We start from the raw sequence: 15764 nt of genomic DNA on the forward strand, positions 1-15764 counted from the left end.
ACCGACACGCCGAACACCAACGATGGCGCCGCGCGCCTGTCCGAACCAGTCGGTGGGGACCCCTAGAATCGGTCCAGCCAACCCCCGTCGAGACCTTGGGAGGAAGGACCGTCTTGGCCGCCTCGTCCGGATCGTTCGTTCACCTGCACAACCACACCGAGTACTCCATGCTCGATGGTGCGGCCAAAATTTCACCCCTGTTCGCGGAGGCGAAACGGCTGGGAATGAACGCGGTCGGGATGACCGACCACGGCAATATGTACGGCGCCTCCGAGTTCTATAACTCGGCGAAGAAGGCCGACATCAAGCCGATCATCGGGATCGAGGCCTACATCGCGCCCGCCTCCCGGTTCGACACCAAGCGCGTGCTGTGGGGCGATCCGAGCCAGAAGGGCGACGACGTCTCCGGTTCCGGCGCCTACACGCACATGACGATGGTCGCCGAGAACGCGACAGGGTTGCGCAACCTGTTCAAGCTGTCGTCGCTGGCGTCGCTGGAGGGTCAGCTCGGCAAGTGGGCGCGGATGGACGAGGAGATCATCGCCCAGTACGCCGAGGGCATCATCGCGACCACCGGCTGCCCCTCGGGTGAGGTGCAGACCCGGTTGCGCCTCGGCCACGATCGCGAAGCCCTGGAGGCGGCGGCGAAGTGGCAGGAGATCTTCGGCAAGGAGAACTTCTTCCTGGAGATCATGGACCACGGGCTGTCCATCGAACGGCGGGTCCGCGAGGGACTGCTGGAGATCGGCAAGAAACTCGGCATCCCGCCGATCGCGACCAACGACTGCCACTACGTCACCAAGGATCAGTCGACCAATCACGAAGCGCTGCTGTGTATTCAGACCGGCAAGACGCTCAGTGACCCGACTCGGTTCAAGTTCGACGGTGACGGCTACTACCTGAAGTCCGCCGAGGAGATGCGCGAGCTGTGGGACTCGGAGGTGCCCGGCGCCTGCGACAACACCGTGGCCATCGGCGAGCGGGTGCAGTCCTACGACGACGTCTGGGAGTTCCGCGACCGGATGCCGGTGTTCCCGGTGCCCGACGGCGAGGACCAGAATTCGTTCCTGCGCAAGGAAGTCGAGCGCGGACTCGCGCGCCGGTTCCCCGACGGGGTGCCCGACGAGTACTTCACCCGCGCCTACTTCGAGCTCGACGTCATCAAGCAGAAGGGGTTCCCCGCCTACTTCCTCGTCGTCGGTGACCTCGTCTCGCACGCGAAAGAGGTCGGCATCCGGGTCGGCCCCGGCCGTGGTTCGGCGGCCGGTTCGCTGGTCGCCTACGCGCTGGGCATCACCAATATCGACCCGATCCCGCACGGCCTGCTGTTCGAGCGGTTCCTGAACCCGGAGCGTCCGTCCGCGCCCGATATCGATATCGACTTCGACGATCGCCGTCGCGGTGAGATGGTCCGCTACGCCACCGAGAAGTGGGGCAGCGACCGGGTGGCCCAGGTGATCACCTTCGGCACCATCAAAACCAAAGCGGCGATCAAGGACTCGGCGCGGGTGCTGTTCGGTCAGCCGGGTTTCGCCATCGCCGACCAGATCTCGAAGGCGCTGCCGCCGCCGATCATGGCCAAGGACATCTCGGTGTCCGGCATCATGGACCCCGACCACGAGCGGTACAAGGAAGCCGCCGAGGTCCGCGAACTCATCGGCAGCAACCCCGATGTCGCGAAGATCTATGAGACGGCCCGCGGACTGGAAGGCCTGATCCGCAACGCGGGTGTGCACGCCTGCGCGGTGATCATGTCCTCGGAGCCGCTCACCGACACCATCCCGGTCTGGAAGCGGGCCCAGGACGGTGCCATCATCACCGGCTGGGACTACCCGTCGTGTGAGGCCATCGGCCTGCTGAAGATGGACTTCCTCGGCCTGCGCAACCTCACCGTCATCGGTGACGCGATGGAGAACATCAAGGCCAACCGCGGCATCGACCTCGACCTGGACACCCTGCCGCTGGACGACCCGGCCACCTACGAATTGCTGTCCCGCGGTGACACACTCGGTGTGTTCCAGCTCGACGGTGGTCCCATGCGCGACCTGCTGCGCCGCATGCAGCCGACCGGCTTCAACGACATCGTCGCGGTGCTCGCGCTGTACCGCCCCGGCCCGATGGGCATGAACGCGCACAACGACTACGCCGACCGCAAGAACGGCCGTCAGCCGATCTCGCCGATCCACCCCGAGCTCGAGGAACCGCTCAAGGACATCCTCTCGGAGACCTACGGTCTGATCGTTTACCAAGAGCAGATCATGTTCATCGCGCAGAAGGTCGCCGGCTACTCGATGGGTAAGGCCGACGCGCTGCGTAAGGCCATGGGTAAGAAGAAGCTCGAGGTGCTGGAGGCCGAGTACAAGGGCTTCCACGCGGGCATGACCGCAAACGGCTTCTCCGAGGCCGCGGTGAAAGCGCTGTGGGACACCATCCTTCCGTTCGCCGGGTACGCGTTCAACAAGTCGCATGCCGCGGGCTACGGTCTCGTCTCGTTCTGGACCGCCTACCTCAAGGCCAACTATCCGGGCGAGTACATGGCCGGACTGCTCACTTCCGTGGGTGACGACAAGGACAAGGCCGCGGTCTACCTGTCGGACTGCCGCCGCCTCGGCATCACGGTGCTGCCGCCGGACGTCAACGAGTCCGAGTTGAACTTCGCCTCGGTGGGCAAGGACATCCGGTTCGGGTTGGGCGCGGTGCGCAACGTCGGCGCCAACGTGGTGTCCTCGATCATCGCCGCCCGCAAGGAGAAGTCGAAGTTCACCGACTTCTCCGACTATCTGAACAAGATCGACGCGGTGGCCTGCACCAAGAAGGTCACCGAATCCCTCATCAAGGCAGGCGGATTCGACTCGCTCGGGCACCCGCGCAAGGGGCTGCTGCTGATCCACTCCGACGCCATCGACGCGGTGATGTCCACCAAGAAGGCGGAGGCGATCGGGCAGTTCGATCTGTTCGGCGGGGTGGACGCCGACGAGTCGGTGTCGTCGGTGTTCAACGTGAAGGTGCCCGACGACGAGTGGGAGTCCAAGCACAAGCTGGCGCTGGAGCGCGAGATGCTGGGCCTCTACGTGTCCGGGCATCCGCTCAACGGCGTCGAGCATGTCCTTGCGGCACAATCGGATACGCACATCCCGGCGATCCTCGAAGGCGACATCAAGGACGGCACCCAGGTGACCGTCGGCGGCATCCTCGCCTCGGTGAACCGGCGGATCAACAAGAACGGCCTGGCGTGGGCATCGGCGCAGCTGGAAGATCTGGCCGGTGGCATCGAGGTGTTGTTCTTCCCGCAGGCGTACTCGGTGTACGGCATGGATGTCGTCGAGGACGCGGTGGTGCTGGTGAAGGCGCGGGTGTCGGTGCGCGACGACCGGATCTCGTTGATCGCCAACGATCTTGCCGTGCCGGACCTGTCCTCGATCGGTGTGGCCAAACCGCTGGCGGTGGTGATGTCCACTCGGATGTGTACGCCGGACAAGATCAGCGAATTCAAGCGCATCCTTTCTCGGCATCCCGGTACTGCTGATGTCCATGTCCGGCATGTGGGGGCGCGGGAGAAGACGACGTTGTTGAAGCTCGATGACAGTTTGCGGGTTACGCCGTCGTCGGCGCTGATGGGTGATTTGAAGGCGCTGCTCGGGCCCGGGTGTTTGGCCGTTTAGCGGAAGCGACAGGATTCGAACCTGCATGGGCAATGCCCAGCCAGTTACAGTGCTGGCCCCTTTTCCGATCAGGCATGCTTCCGGGTTCAGTATGGGAGTCGGTGGGGGATCGAGTGGGTGGTTCGGGAACTGTTGCGTTCGGGAGGGCTTCGGCGGGGTTGAGCTGTGCGGTTGTGCTCAGTGACGTTTCGGTCCTGCTGTCCCTGCGTTTTGGCGCTTTGTGGGATGCCCGGATAGTGCTGGGCGCGTGAGGTGGGTTCCCGGCTTTCTCTTCCACGGCTTGGGTTGTGGGAGCGGCGGTGGGGAGTGGGGGACTGGCTGTGGTGCTGTTTTCGGGCCGGTAGGTGGGCGCTGCGTGATTCATTTGGGAGGGTGCGCACCGTTTGTGTAAACCGCACACCCGCTATAGCGGGTGTGCGGTTTACGAAATGGGTGTGCAGATGGCAACGGGGTGGGGCTGTTGGGTTTAGTGGACTAGTGCGGGGTGCGGGGTGGGGGTTGGGGTGGGGCGGAGGGTGAGGTGTTGTTCCCAGGTGACTGTGGCTAGGGCGGCGAGGCCGATGGCGGCGCCGATCCAGGCGACGGCGGCGTAGCCGAGGTCGGCGGCGATGGCCAGGCCGCCCAGCCAGGGGCCGAGGGTGATGCCGATGTTGAAGGAGGAGACGTTGAAGGCGGGGGCGAGGGCGGGGCCTTGGGGTGCGAGGTTGAAGACTCGGCTGTTGAGGGTGGGGTTGGTGCCGAAACCGAAGGCGCCGAGTAGGAAAGTGAGTGCAACAACGGGGGCGGGGTGCTCGGCGGTCAGGGCCAGCAGGACCGAGGTGAGGATCAGGCCGGTGATGCCTACGTAGAGGGTGCGGATCGGGTGGGCGTCGGCGGTGCGGCCGCCGATGACGATGCCGAGGAAGCTGCCGACGCCGTAGACCGCCAGCACGAGCGGGATCCAGCCGTCGGCGAGGCCGGTGGTGTGGGACAGCAGAGCGCCGAGGTAGGCGAAGCTGACCATCAGTGCGGCGGTGGCGAGTGCGGTGGTGCTGTAGGACAGCCACAGGCGGGGATTGGTGATGCTGCGCAGTTCTTTTCGGAGATCGGGTGTGGTGGTCGAGCGGCCTGCGGGGATCTTGGCGAGTACGCCGATCATTGCCAGCGCGGACATGATCGCGACCGTCCAGAACGCGGCGCGCCAGCCGAGGTGCTGGCCGATCACGGTGCCTGCGGGCAGGCCGACGACGGTGGCGATGGTGAGGCCGCCGGCGACGATGCTCATCGCTTTGCCGCGTGCGTTCGCGGGGACCAGGCCGATGGCGGTGGTCGCCGCGACGGACCAGAATCCGGCGTAGACGAAGGCGCCGACTGCTCTCGTCGCGAACAGCACCCAGTAGTCCGAGGTCAGCGCGCCGACGACGTGGGCGCCGACGAACACCGCCAGGAACGCGAGCAAAGCACTGCGCTGCGGCAAGCGCAACGTCGCGACCGCGAGCACCGGTGCGCCGACGAGCATGCCCAGTGCGAACGCCGAAATCAGCAGTCCGGCTTGCGGAATGGTGACGCCGAGGTCGGCGGACAGCTCGGTGAGCAAGCCGGAGAGCATCAGCTCGGAGGTGCCCTGGGCGAAAATGGACAAGCCCAGGATGTAGACGGCGAAGGGCATCGGGTACCTCTCTAGTTTTGGATCATTCGGTTCAAAATTGGCGCACGAGAAGTCGCTGTACAACCAATTGCGTGGGGTCAGAGGGCGTTCAGTGCGGTGGTGGCGATGGCTGCCAGTGCGGTACGGTCCGCGCCGCTGCGGGCGGCCACTCGCATGCCCGAGATGGTGGCGACGACGAAGTGTGCCAGGTCTTCGGCCTTCTTGGATTTGTCGATTTCGCCTGCGCGCCTGCCGCTTTCGAGCACGGTGCGCAGTGCCGCCAGGCGTAGGCGCTGATCGGCACGCAATGCCGCGGCCACTTCCGGGTCGCGCGGTGCGAGCTCGATCATCGAATTGACCACCAGGCAGCCCAGTGGGTCTTGCTCCGGTGCGTCCACCACCTGCCACAGCAGTGCTCGCATCTTGTCCTTCGCGGGCTCGTCACCGTCGAGTAGTGCGAAGGTCGCGGCGTTCTTGGTCGTCATGTAGCGGCGCAATGCTCGCTCAAACAGGTCGTGCTTGCTGGTGAAGGTGTTGTAGATGCTGCTGCGGCCCAGTCCGGTCGCGTCGCACAGATCCTGGGTCGAGGTCGCCTCGTAGCCGGCGGTCCAGAACGCGCGCATCGCGGCGTCCACTGCCCGCTCCTCGTCGAACTGTCTCGGTCGTGGCATGGGGACGACGCTAGCACAGTTTTGCACTGATCGTTTCAAAAATATGTGATGCGCAAGGTTGCATCACTAGCTGATGATGGTCAGTGCATCGATATCGATGTACGATCTGATGCATGACCAGACGAACAACGCTGACGCTCACTGAGCGGGAGGAACGCACCTTGGCGACGCTGAGCGACCGGAAGGGGGCCGAGTGGCTGCTGTTCGAATCCCTTGCCGCCCATCTCGGCTACGAACTCACCCCCGACGCATCCGAAGCGACTGTGATCCGCGTATTGATGTCGATCGGTGCTCAGGTGCTGATCGACGAGGCGCTGGATCAGGGCTATCGGCAGCTCGCCGCAGTGTGGCCGGAGATCCACGACGAGGCAGAAGCCGAAGAGCGGAGGCGCCGGTACGCCGACGAGGTCGATCAGGTGATGCCCGGATGACAATCGGTGCTCCGGTACGAGGCCAGATCTATCGTGCGGACATCGGCCACGGTGCCAAACCGTGGTTGATCGTTTCGAACAACCGCAGAAATAGGGAGTTGTCTCGCGTGCTGGCGGTTCGTATTACCTCAACGGACAAGTTCGCAAGCTTGCCGACCATGGTTCCCCTGTCGACCGCCGACCCGCTCGTCGGTCATATCGCCACCGACGATGTGCAGCAATTGCGGCGTGACGAGCTCACAGTGCTGCTCGGCACGGTATCGCCGGCCACCATCATGGCGGTCAACACTGCATTGAAGCTGGCGCTCGCCATTCCGTGACGCGGTGAGCGCTGTCGCGGTTGCGGCGACTGGAGCGCGGGTGCGGGCTGCTGGGGCGTGGGCGACTCGGGGCAGGTGGGGCGGGGTTGGGCGGTGTCGAGGTCAGGTGTGGCGCGGGTGGGTTGGGGCTGGGACAGTGGGCTGGTGAGCTTCTATGGAGATCGAGTTGTGCCGCGGCTGGTCGATGTGGCCTGTGGGATGCGGTTCAATGACCCGCTGCGGGAGCGGGTGTGTGCGGGCCTGACCGGTCGGGTGGTGGAGATCGGGTTCGGGTCGGGGTTGAATGTGCCGTTCTACCCGGAGACGGTGGCGGCGGTCAGTGCGGTCGAGCCTGCTGATCTCGGGTGGCGGTTGGCCGGTAAGCGAGTAGCCGAGTCGAAGGTGCCGATCGAGCGGGCGGGGCTGGATGGGCAGTCGCTGCCATTCGAGGACAACACCTTCGACTCCGCGGTGTCGACGTGGACGCTGTGCACGATCCCCGATGTCGCGACCGCGCTCGCCGAGCTCCGCCGGGTGCTTGCCCCGGGCGGCACCCTGCACTTCGTCGAGCACGGCCTCGCTCCTGATCACAAGGTCCAGGTGTGGCAAAACCGACTGAACCCGGTGCAGAAAACCTTGTGCGGCGGCTGCAACCTGAACCGCGACATCCGCAGTTTGGTGACAATCGCCGGCTTCGAAATCCAGGACATCGACGTCTTCTACGCCGAAGACGCCCCCCGCTTCCTCGGCGCCCAATCCCTGGGCGTAGCCGTCTCCCGGTAGCCAACGGAGCGGGAGTACCTCAGCGGCTCGCCGATCAGCGCCGCCGGAACCACCGCTGCCCACCTTGCGACCACCGCTGCGCATCGCGCGGCATAGCCGTCGAGCCAATGCGCCCGGGGCGGGTCCTCTGACCTGTGCGAGCCTGGCGGATCGACGCCGCTCGAGCCTCGGTTGCGCGGCGGGTGGCGGGTTGCACTCGGGCAGCGGACACGCGGGCGTGGAATGCTGGCTTGGTGACCTTGTTCGAGGTGTGGGCGCCGCTGCCGGAGCGGGTGCGGTTGGACCTGGATGGCGCGATTCATTCGATGGACCGGTGTGCCGGCGGCTGGTGGCGGGTGGAGGTGACGGCTGCGGAGGGGGCTCGGTATGGGTTCTTGATCGACGAAGATCCGACCGTGCTGCCGGATCCGCGGTCACCGCGACAGCCCGACGGGGTGCACGGGCGATCGGCGTTGCATCGGCTGGATCCCTCGGTGTGGACGGATGCGAACTGGACCGGGCGACAGCTGGCGGGCGCGGTGTACTACGAGATGCATGTCGGGACGTTCACGCCGGAAGGGACGTTCGACTCGGCGATCGAGCGGCTCGATCATCTGGTGGACCTCGGGGTCACCGTGGTCGAGTTGATGCCGGTGAATGCGTTCGACGGGCCGCACAACTGGGGCTACGACGGGGTGCTCTGGTATGCGGTGCACGAACCGTACGGCGGGCCGGATGGGTTGCAGCGGTTCGTGGATGCCTGCCATGCCAGGGGTTTGGCGGTCGCGCTCGACGTCGTCTACAACCACCTCGGCCCGTCCGGCAACTATCTGCCGCGGTTCGCGCCCTACCTCACCGATGGTCGCAACACCTGGGGGCAGAGCCTCAACCTCGACGGACCCGACTCGGACGAGGTGCGCGCGCACATCATCGGTAATGCGTTGCGCTGGTTGCGCGACTTCCACATCGACGCGCTACGGCTGGACGCGGTACACGCATTGGTAGACCGGACAGCCAATCATCTGCTCGCCGAACTCGCCACCAAGACAACACGTCTGGCGGCCCACGTGCGCAGGCCGCTCACCCTGATCGCGGAGAGCGACCTCAACGACCCCACCCTGATCACCCCGCGCGCCGCGGGCGGCTACGGACTCACCGGGCAGTGGAACGACGACCTGCACCACGCGATCCACACCGCGGTCTCCGGCGAACGGCAGGGCTACTACGCCGATTTCGGTTCACTGCGCTGTCTGGCCGATACGCTGACGCACGGATTTTTCCACGCCGCAACGTTTTCCAGTTTCCGCGGCCGCACCCACGGCCGCCCGATAGACACCGCGGTGACCCCGGCCGCCGCGCTGCTTGCCTACACCTGCAACCACGACCAGATCGGCAACCGCGCCATCGGTGACCGCCCCAGTGCCTACCTGACCGACGGCCAACTGGCGATCAAAGCCGCACTCGTCCTGTGCTCGCCCTACACACCCATGCTGTTCATGGGGGAGGAATGGGGCGCACGCACCCCGTTCCAGTTCTTCACCTCGCACACCGACCCGGTGATCGCCGCCGCCACCGCGGACGGCCGCAAAGCCGAGTTCGCCGATCACGGCTGGAGCGCCGAGGAGGTGCCCGACCCGCAGGACCCGTCGACGTTCCTGCGCTCGAAACTGGACTGGGCCGAACTCGACGAATCCCGCCACCTCCGGCTACTGTCCTGCTACCGCAAGCTGCTCGCCCTGCGCAGGCAGCGTCCCGAACTCACCGATCCATGGCTGTCGCATACCTCGGTCGACTACGACGAGAGCGCCCGCTGGATCGTCGTGCATCGCGGCGCGCTGAAGCTGGTGTGCAATCTGTCCGAAGACCAGGTCACCGTGCCGGTTACCGGTTTCTCGCTGCTGTCGTGGGAACCGCCGACCGAAGGCCCGTCGGCGACAACAATTCCCGCTCACTCGTTCGCGATCCTCGCGGACAGATAACGAAACCGGCTCGCGGCCGTAGAAATTCGCACACCGGCCCCCGAATGCGATTGCGGGAAAGTCACGATACCGCGCTGTCCGAGACAGACACGTTGCCGGGCGGGACCGCCGCCATTACCGTAGAAAGATGAGCAACGACGCTACGGGGGATCTAGCGCCGATCCCGCCCGGAATGGGTGGCAGCGCCACCGCCGAATTCGCCCCGCTGGTACGCGCTTTCGCCAGGACCTTCGGACACCGCCGCGGCGCGGGTGGCGCGCTGGCGGTGCATCTGCACGGTGAGCCACTGCTCGACATCTGGACCGGATCCGGCGGCGGCACCCCGTGGACGCAGGACACCGGGTCGATCATCTTCTCCGCGACGAAGGGCGTCACCGCCACCGTCATCCACCGGCTCGCCGATCGGGGGCTGATCGACTACACCGCACCGGTCGCCGAGTACTGGCCGGAATTCGGCGCCAACGGCAAGAGCAAAATCACCGTGCGCCAGGCGATGACGCACAGCGCGGGCCTGTCCGCCCTCGCCCCGCTCGCCACCGGCATGCACGACGTGCTCGATCACGAACTGATGGAGCAGCGCCTCGCCGCCGCGAAACCCGATCGCCTGCTGGGCGTTCCGGCCTACCACGCGCTCACCTTCGGCTGGCTGATGGCGGGCCTGGCCCGGGCGATCACCGGCCGCGGCATGGCGGACCTGTTCCGCACGGAGGTCGCCGAACCGCTCGGTATCGACGGCATCCACCTCGGCACCCCACCGACTTCCGCGCAGACCACATACGCACCATTGGCGGGTTCCCAGCTGAGTTTGATCGGAAAGCCGGTCGGCGCAATGGTGCTCGGCCGCAGCCACCTGATCCCCGGCGCCCTCGGTGCCGCGACGCGCTGCCTGTTCCTGCCCGGCCTGGAAACGATTCTGGAGGGCGAAGATCCGCCGATCCTGCAGACCGAACTGGGCGCGGGCAACGGCGTCTGCACTGCCCCGGCCCTGGCCACCATGTACGGCGCCCTCGCGAACGACGGTGTGGTGGAGGGACGTCCGTACCTGAGCCCGCGAACCATCAAGGCGGTGCGCCGTATTCAGACCTACCGGCTCGACAGCGCTTTGTTTTACGCGCCGATGATGTGGCGGCTCGGCTACCACTCGCTGCCGATGCCGGGCGCCCGCGCCGGTTTCGGCCACATCGGCCTCGGTGGCTCGTTCGGCTGGGCCGAACCGCGCCTGGGTCTTTCGGTCGGCTTCGTGCACAACCGGCTCTCGGCGGCCCAGCTGTCCTACGACCAGTCCGCCGCCTTCTGGCTGCTGCCGCTGGTACTGAACTGCCTGCGCGCCACCCGGCGCGTCCCGATGGAGGCGACGCGCGAGGCAGCGGCGTAGGTCAGGTCAGGTAGCGGTAGGCCGGGGAGCCCGGCTCCAGCCGTTCGCACTGGATCGGCGACTCGGCCATTCGTTCCAGCAACGCGCCCAGGCCCTCCGGCGCCCCGAGCTCGATACCCACCAGCGCCGAGCCGGTTTCGCGGTTGTTCCGCTTGACGTACTCGAACATGGTGATGTCGTCGTCGGGCCCGAGCACCTCGTCCAGGAACCGCCGCAGCGCGCCCGGCTCCTGCGGAAAGTCCACCAGGAAATAGTGTTTCAGGCCGCGGTGCACCAGCGAGCGCTCGATGATCTCGCCGTAGCGCGACACATCGTTGTTGCCGCCGGAGACCAGGCACACCACCGTCGATCCGGGTTCCACCGCGAGCTCGGTGAGCGCCGTAACCGCCAGCGCGCCGGCGGGCTCGGCGATGATGCCCTCGTTCTGGTACAGGTCGAGCATGGTGGTGCAGATGGCACCCTCGTCGACCTGCATCATCCGGAAAGAGCTTGCGCCGCTGGGAGACTCGGTGGTGGTCAGTAACGGCAACGAGGCGTGCGAGACCACCCGGCCGCCGAATCCGGCGATCGCCGCGAAGGGCACCGCGCCGATCCGGCGTACCGCGGCACCGTCGACGAACGGGTCGATCTCCGGCAGCGTCACCGGCCCGCCCGCGACCAGCGCGGCGGTCATCGAGGCCGCGCCGGCCGGTTCCACGCCGAGGATCGCGGTGCGCGGCGACCGTTCCCGCAGGTAGGTGCCGATGCCGGCTAGGCAGCCACCGCCGCCCACCGGCACAACCACCAGGTCGGGCGAGGTGCCGAGCTGCTCCAGGATTTCCGGTGCGATGGTGCCCTGCCCGGCCGCGGTGCGCGCGTCGTCGAACGGCGGCACCATCGTCGCGCCGGTGCGCTCGACATCGGCCGCGGCGGCCGCGGCGGCGGCGTCGTAGGTCTCGCCGACCGCGATCAGCTGCACGAATTCACCACCGTGCACCCGGATGCGGTCGCGCTTCTGCTTCGGTGTGGTGGTCGGTACGTAGATGCGGCACTTGATGCCCATCGCATGGCAGGCGAACGCGACACCTTGCGCGTGGTTGCCGGCGCTGGCCGCGACGACACCGGCTGCGCGTTCGCTCGTGGTCAGCTGCATCACCAGGTTGTAGGCGCCGCGCAGCTTGTAGGAGCGGACCGCGGAAAGGTCCTCGCGCTTGAGGTAGACGTTCGCTCCGGTGAGCCGCGAGAGCCGCTCGCTGCGCTGCAGGGGAGTCGGCTCGATAATGTCGGCAATTCGCTTGGCGGCAGCGTCGATCTCGTCCGCGCTCAGCGGGGGACGAGAAGCGGACAGTGCGTCGATGACATCAAGCGGATTGGACACCCGAAATATGCTGCCACCCGCCGCGTCGGGCTGGTGCGGCGGGTGGCGGTGCTGCGGTCGGACTCAGTCCTGCGGGGTCAGCACGAAGACGGGGATGGTCCGATCCGTCTTCTTGGTGTACTGGATGTAATCGGGCCAGACCTCGGTGGCGCGATCCCACCACAGCTGGCGCTCGTCACCGAAGACCTCGCGCGCGGTGTAGTCCTTGTTCACCGGCCCGTCGCGCAGTTCGACGTGCGGGTCGGCCTTGATGTTGTAGTACCAGACTGGATTTTTCGGTGCGCCGCCCAGGGAGGCGACCACCGCGTACTCGCCGTTGTGCTCCACCCGCATGAGCGGGGTCTTGCGCAGTTTGCCGGACTTCGCACCCTTGGTGGTGAGCAGGATGACCGGCTTGCCCTGCATCGTGGTGCCCTTGGTGCCGCCGGACTTCTCATACGTTTCGACCTGCTGGCGTGCCTGGGCGGACGGGCTCGGTTCGTATTCTCCTGTCAGTGGCATAAGTATCGATCGTAGTCGCGCCTGACTGTGTCCCCCGAGACACCGAAGTTTGGTAGACCGAACTTCGCTGTGCGTATATCCTTACTAGATGGCAGTTGTTCACCCGCCGGCCCGCTCCGCGACGATCGACATCGCGGGCAGCGCGTGGCCGTTCTACAAGCTCGAGGCGCTGGCCGCCGGGCTGGTGACCTGCCTGATCCTTGCGCTGATCACCGGATCGCCGCAGGCGGCGGTGCTGATCGCCGCTGCGGTCGGCGCGACCCGCTGGATCGTCGGCCTCGCCGTGGCGCGTCGCTCGATCGAGCGCACCCGCTAGTCCGCGTCGAGCGGTAGCCCCGCGAGTTCACCCCGCGACACCACGCCCAGCTTCGGATACGCCTTGTACAGGTGATGCCCGACGGTGCGCGGGCTGAGAAACAACTGCGCCGCGATGTCCCGATTGGACATACCCTGCGCCGCGAGCCGCACAATTTGCAGCTCCTGCGGCGTCAGCGCGGCCAGCACGCCGTGCGCGGGCCGCGCGGCCGTACCGACGCCCAGCGCGCCGAGTTCAGTGCGGGTCCGCTCGGCCCACGGACCGGCGTCGAGCCGCTCGAAGACCTCCAGCGCGGGCTGCAACTGGATCCGCGCGTCGGCCTTGCGGCGATTGCGGCGCAACCATTCGCCGTACAGCAGTTGGGTTCTGGCATGTTCGAACGGCCGCCCGCCGAGCCGCAGCGCCGCAAGGTAGTGCTGCTCGGCATTCGCGTCATCGATCAGCGCCCGGCAGCGGCAGGCCAGTGCTTCCACCCAGCTTTGCCGGGACGCCGCGGCCCAAGTTTCGAGACGTTCGAGCCCGTCGTCGGCCCGTTCCGGCTTGCCCATCCGCACCGCCGCCTCGATCAGATCCGGTATCGCGCGCAGCCCGGTCACCTGATGACGCATCGGCTCGTTGTTCGCCGCTTCCAGCCGGGACAGCGCGCTGTCGACTTGGCCGAGACCGAGATCCAGCACGCCGAGCGCCCAGTACGCCCACTGTGCCCCGGCCGCCGCCGCGCCGCCGAACTCCTCGGCCTGCGCGCGATCGACCAGCGCACGGCACTGCTCCCCGCGACCTTCGAGCGCGGCGAGATAGGCGAGAAAGGTGGACTGCTGACTGATCCACTGCCCCTGCCCGATGTCCTCGGCGATCCGCAACCCTTCCGTCGCGGCGACCCGGGCCTCCTGGGGCCGACCGAGGAACAGCTCGGCCTCGGCGCGAAAGAACAGCAGGGTGGGCAGCAGGGCGATCCGGCCCTGATCCCGGCATTCCGCTATGAGTGTTTGCGCGAGCTCAGTGACTTGTTCGTCCTGCCCGACCACCAGCCCGGTGCCGCACATCAGCACGAGATCGCGAGGCGTGTCGGCGCCTCGACGGCACGCCTCGGCGGCGGCTGCGCGCAGGTCGACGGTGAACCGGCCATGGATGGCCGCGACCACGTAACCGATGATCGGGGTGAGCGGTTCCTCGTCCGGCAGGGACAGCGCCGTCAATGCGGTTGCGACGTCTGCCAATTCGGCTGCGCCGAGATACCACGCGGTGTGCACGGCCTGGGACAGGATGCGGGCTGCCCGCACGGGATCACCGGCCCGCGCCGAATCCGCTGCGGCCAAGAGCAATTCGTGCGCCGCGCGCGGTTTGCCGACGCCGAACTCCGCGGTCGCCAGGACCAGGCGCAAGCGGGCGGTCAGCAGCGGATCGGCGGTCTGCGCGCCGGCCCGCTCGGCCAACGTGCGCGCGCGACTCAATTGCCCGGCCTCGCCGGCAGTTTCGGCGGCCAGCACCAGCCGTCGCAGCCGAGCCGCCGCATCGGTGCTCAGCCCGGCCGCCCGCTCGTAGGCGGTGACGGCACCGGAGTACCCGGAGCGGCTGCGCGCGCGATCGGCGGTGTCTTCCAGCGCCGTCGCGGTCGCCTCGTCGGGTCCGGTCGCCGCCGCGGCCAGATGCCACGCGCGCAGGTCGGCGTTCTCCGGTCCGGTCGACGCCTCGGCCAGCGCGCCGTGCACGGCAAGGCGCTGGGTCAGCGGCGCACCCTGGTACACGGCCGAGCACAGCAGCGGATGGCGGAAGGTGAGGGTTCGTCCGTCGCTGTGCACCAGGCCCGCGTCTTCGGCGGGTTGCAGGTCGGCGAGGTGCGCGCCGAGCGCGGCGGCGGCCCGCAGCGTCGTCGCCAGTTCCGCGGTGCCCGCAGCGGCCGCGACCAGCAGCAGCGTTCTGGTGGGCAGCGGCAGTTTGCTCACCCGTCCGTGGAAGGCGACCTGCAAGCGCTGGGTCAGCGGCAGCGGGCTCAGCCCGGCGTCCGGTGCCTCGGCGGCCAGCACCGCCGGAAGTTCCAGCAGCGCAAGCGGATTGCCCGCCGACTCGGCGAGCAGCCGGTACCGCAGCGCGGGTGCCAGATCGGGGCCGTTCCGGTCCACCAGCGCCGCCGCCGCTTCCTGGCGCAGCCCGGGAACCACGAGTTCGGGCAGGCCGGGGGCGGGGAACTCGGCGTCGCCGGTCCGGGTCGCGAAGATCATCACCACGCCCTCGGCGTCGAGGCGTCGCGCCGCGAACAGCAGGGTCTCCGCCGTCGCGCGGTCGAGCCAGTGCGCGTCATCGATCAGGCAGAGCAGCGGGCCGTCGGCCGCCTCCTCGGCCAGCAGCGACAGCACGGCGAGCCCGATGAGCATGCGGTCGGCCGGATCGTGCTCGGCCAAGCCGAAGGCGCCGCGCAGTGCGTCGCGCTGCCGGTCGGGCAGCGTTTCGAGTAGCTGGATTCCCGGCCGGACCAGCAGATGCAGTCCGGCGAAAGGCAATTCGGCCTCGGACTCGATGCCCGCGCTGCGCACCGTCGGAAGGCCCTGCGCGGCTGCGTAATCCAGCAGCGCCGTCTTGCCGATACCCGGTTCGCCGCGCACCACCAGCGCGGCGCTGCGACCGTCGCGGGCCGCAGCGAGAAGCCGATCGATCTGGTTTTGTTCGGCTTCTCTTCCGTGGAGCATGTGCACACCGTAGCCGTCTGCTGGACGGGCGATCAGTGGTCGGCGCGGCATTGCGTTCGACGCACCGTTCTGTCGTGTCGCACACAGGTGGTATAGCCAG

12 protein-coding genes and 1 tRNA gene are annotated in these 15764 nt (G+C 67.3%); 7 read left to right on the forward strand and 6 right to left on the reverse strand.

Annotation, left to right across the window (positions count from 1 at the left end; all coding sequences use genetic code 11):
- Window positions 1-113: 113 nt before the first annotated feature.
- On the forward strand, window positions 114-3662 hold the full coding sequence (dnaE, locus tag DMB37_RS32395; RefSeq protein ID WP_135235915.1) for a DNA polymerase III subunit alpha: 3549 nt from the start codon (window positions 114-116) through the stop codon (window positions 3660-3662).
- Here the strand turns inward: dnaE and DMB37_RS32400 are convergent.
- The 3 genes from DMB37_RS32400 to DMB37_RS32410 form a co-directional block, all read right to left on the reverse strand.
- Window positions 3663-3744, reverse strand: a tRNA-Tyr gene (locus DMB37_RS32400). It lies immediately after the preceding gene.
- A gap of 384 nt (window positions 3745-4128) precedes the next feature.
- A complete protein-coding gene (locus DMB37_RS32405) occupies window positions 4129-5310 on the reverse strand; it encodes a Cmx/CmrA family chloramphenicol efflux MFS transporter (RefSeq protein WP_135235916.1) in 1182 nt (393 codons plus the stop codon).
- A 77-nt stretch (window positions 5311-5387) separates the two neighbouring features.
- Entirely contained in the window at window positions 5388-5960 is a 573-nt protein-coding gene (locus tag DMB37_RS32410) for a TetR/AcrR family transcriptional regulator (protein WP_135235917.1), read from the reverse strand.
- 113 nt (window positions 5961-6073) lie between these two features.
- Between DMB37_RS32410 and DMB37_RS32415 the strand changes: the two genes are divergently transcribed.
- The 5 genes from DMB37_RS32415 to DMB37_RS32435 all read left to right on the forward strand — a co-directional run bounded on the left by DMB37_RS32415 (window position 6074) and on the right by DMB37_RS32435 (window position 10806).
- Window positions 6074-6391 (forward strand): hypothetical protein, encoded by a 318-nt coding sequence (locus tag DMB37_RS32415; RefSeq protein ID WP_107661287.1) that lies wholly within the window; start codon window positions 6074-6076, stop codon window positions 6389-6391.
- Entirely contained in the window at window positions 6388-6711 is a 324-nt protein-coding gene (locus DMB37_RS32420) for a type II toxin-antitoxin system PemK/MazF family toxin (protein WP_370465243.1), read from the forward strand. The genes DMB37_RS32415 and DMB37_RS32420 overlap by 4 nt, the downstream gene beginning before the upstream one ends.
- A gap of 144 nt (window positions 6712-6855) precedes the next feature.
- Complete coding sequence (locus DMB37_RS32425) at window positions 6856-7473, forward strand: class I SAM-dependent methyltransferase (RefSeq protein ID WP_135235918.1); 618 nt, start codon at window positions 6856-6858, stop codon at window positions 7471-7473.
- 233 nt (window positions 7474-7706) lie between these two features.
- A complete protein-coding gene (gene treZ, locus DMB37_RS32430; protein ID WP_135235919.1) occupies window positions 7707-9431 on the forward strand; it encodes a malto-oligosyltrehalose trehalohydrolase in 1725 nt (574 codons plus the stop codon).
- A gap of 127 nt (window positions 9432-9558) precedes the next feature.
- Window positions 9559-10806 carry a serine hydrolase gene (locus tag DMB37_RS32435; RefSeq protein ID WP_135235920.1) on the forward strand — a complete coding sequence of 416 codons (1248 nt, stop codon included), beginning with the start codon at window positions 9559-9561 and terminating at the stop codon, window positions 10804-10806.
- Between the two features lies 1 nt (window position 10807).
- Here DMB37_RS32435 and ilvA read toward each other — a convergent pair whose 3' ends face one another.
- Together ilvA and DMB37_RS32445 are read right to left on the reverse strand one after the other, a co-directional pair.
- Entirely contained in the window at window positions 10808-12163 is a 1356-nt protein-coding gene (ilvA, locus tag DMB37_RS32440) for a threonine ammonia-lyase IlvA (RefSeq protein WP_135235921.1), read from the reverse strand.
- Between the two features lie 63 nt (window positions 12164-12226).
- Entirely contained in the window at window positions 12227-12664 is a 438-nt protein-coding gene (locus DMB37_RS32445) for a nitroreductase family deazaflavin-dependent oxidoreductase (protein ID WP_135235922.1), read from the reverse strand.
- An 88-nt stretch (window positions 12665-12752) separates the two neighbouring features.
- Between DMB37_RS32445 and DMB37_RS32450 the strand changes: the two genes are divergently transcribed.
- Window positions 12753-12980 carry a hypothetical protein gene (locus DMB37_RS32450; RefSeq protein ID WP_135235923.1) on the forward strand — a complete coding sequence of 76 codons (228 nt, stop codon included), beginning with the start codon at window positions 12753-12755 and terminating at the stop codon, window positions 12978-12980.
- On the opposite strand, the gene DMB37_RS32455 is transcribed toward DMB37_RS32450, so the two are convergent.
- Window positions 12977-15664 carry a helix-turn-helix transcriptional regulator gene (locus DMB37_RS32455; protein ID WP_135235924.1) on the reverse strand — a complete coding sequence of 896 codons (2688 nt, stop codon included), beginning with the start codon at window positions 15662-15664 and terminating at the stop codon, window positions 12977-12979. The genes DMB37_RS32450 and DMB37_RS32455 overlap by 4 nt on opposite strands.
- Between the last annotated feature and the right edge of the window lie 100 nt (window positions 15665-15764).

It is taken from the genome of Nocardia sp. CS682, from assembly GCF_004634405.1.
GTDB lineage: Bacteria > Actinomycetota > Actinomycetes > Mycobacteriales > Mycobacteriaceae > Nocardia > Nocardia ninae.

Bases quoted from the DNA above. Each gene is read 5' to 3' on its own strand.
- DMB37_RS32405 (WP_135235916.1), bottom strand. From the start codon at position 5,310: ATGCCCTTCGCCGTCTACATCCTGGGCTTGTCCATTTTCGCCCAGGGC.
- DMB37_RS32410 (WP_135235917.1), bottom strand. From the start codon at position 5,960: ATGCCACGACCGAGACAGTTCGACGAGGAGCGGGCAGTGGACGCCGCG.
- DMB37_RS32415 (WP_107661287.1), top strand. From the start codon at position 6,074: ATGACCAGACGAACAACGCTGACGCTCACTGAGCGGGAGGAACGCACC.
- DMB37_RS32420 (WP_370465243.1), top strand. From the start codon at position 6,388: ATGACAATCGGTGCTCCGGTACGAGGCCAGATCTATCGTGCGGACATC.
- DMB37_RS32435 (WP_135235920.1), top strand. From the start codon at position 9,559: ATGAGCAACGACGCTACGGGGGATCTAGCGCCGATCCCGCCCGGAATG.
- DMB37_RS32445 (WP_135235922.1), bottom strand. From the start codon at position 12,664: ATGCCACTGACAGGAGAATACGAACCGAGCCCGTCCGCCCAGGCACGC.
- DMB37_RS32450 (WP_135235923.1), top strand. From the start codon at position 12,753: ATGGCAGTTGTTCACCCGCCGGCCCGCTCCGCGACGATCGACATCGCG.
- DMB37_RS32455 (WP_135235924.1), bottom strand. From the start codon at position 15,664: ATGCTCCACGGAAGAGAAGCCGAACAAAACCAGATCGATCGGCTTCTC.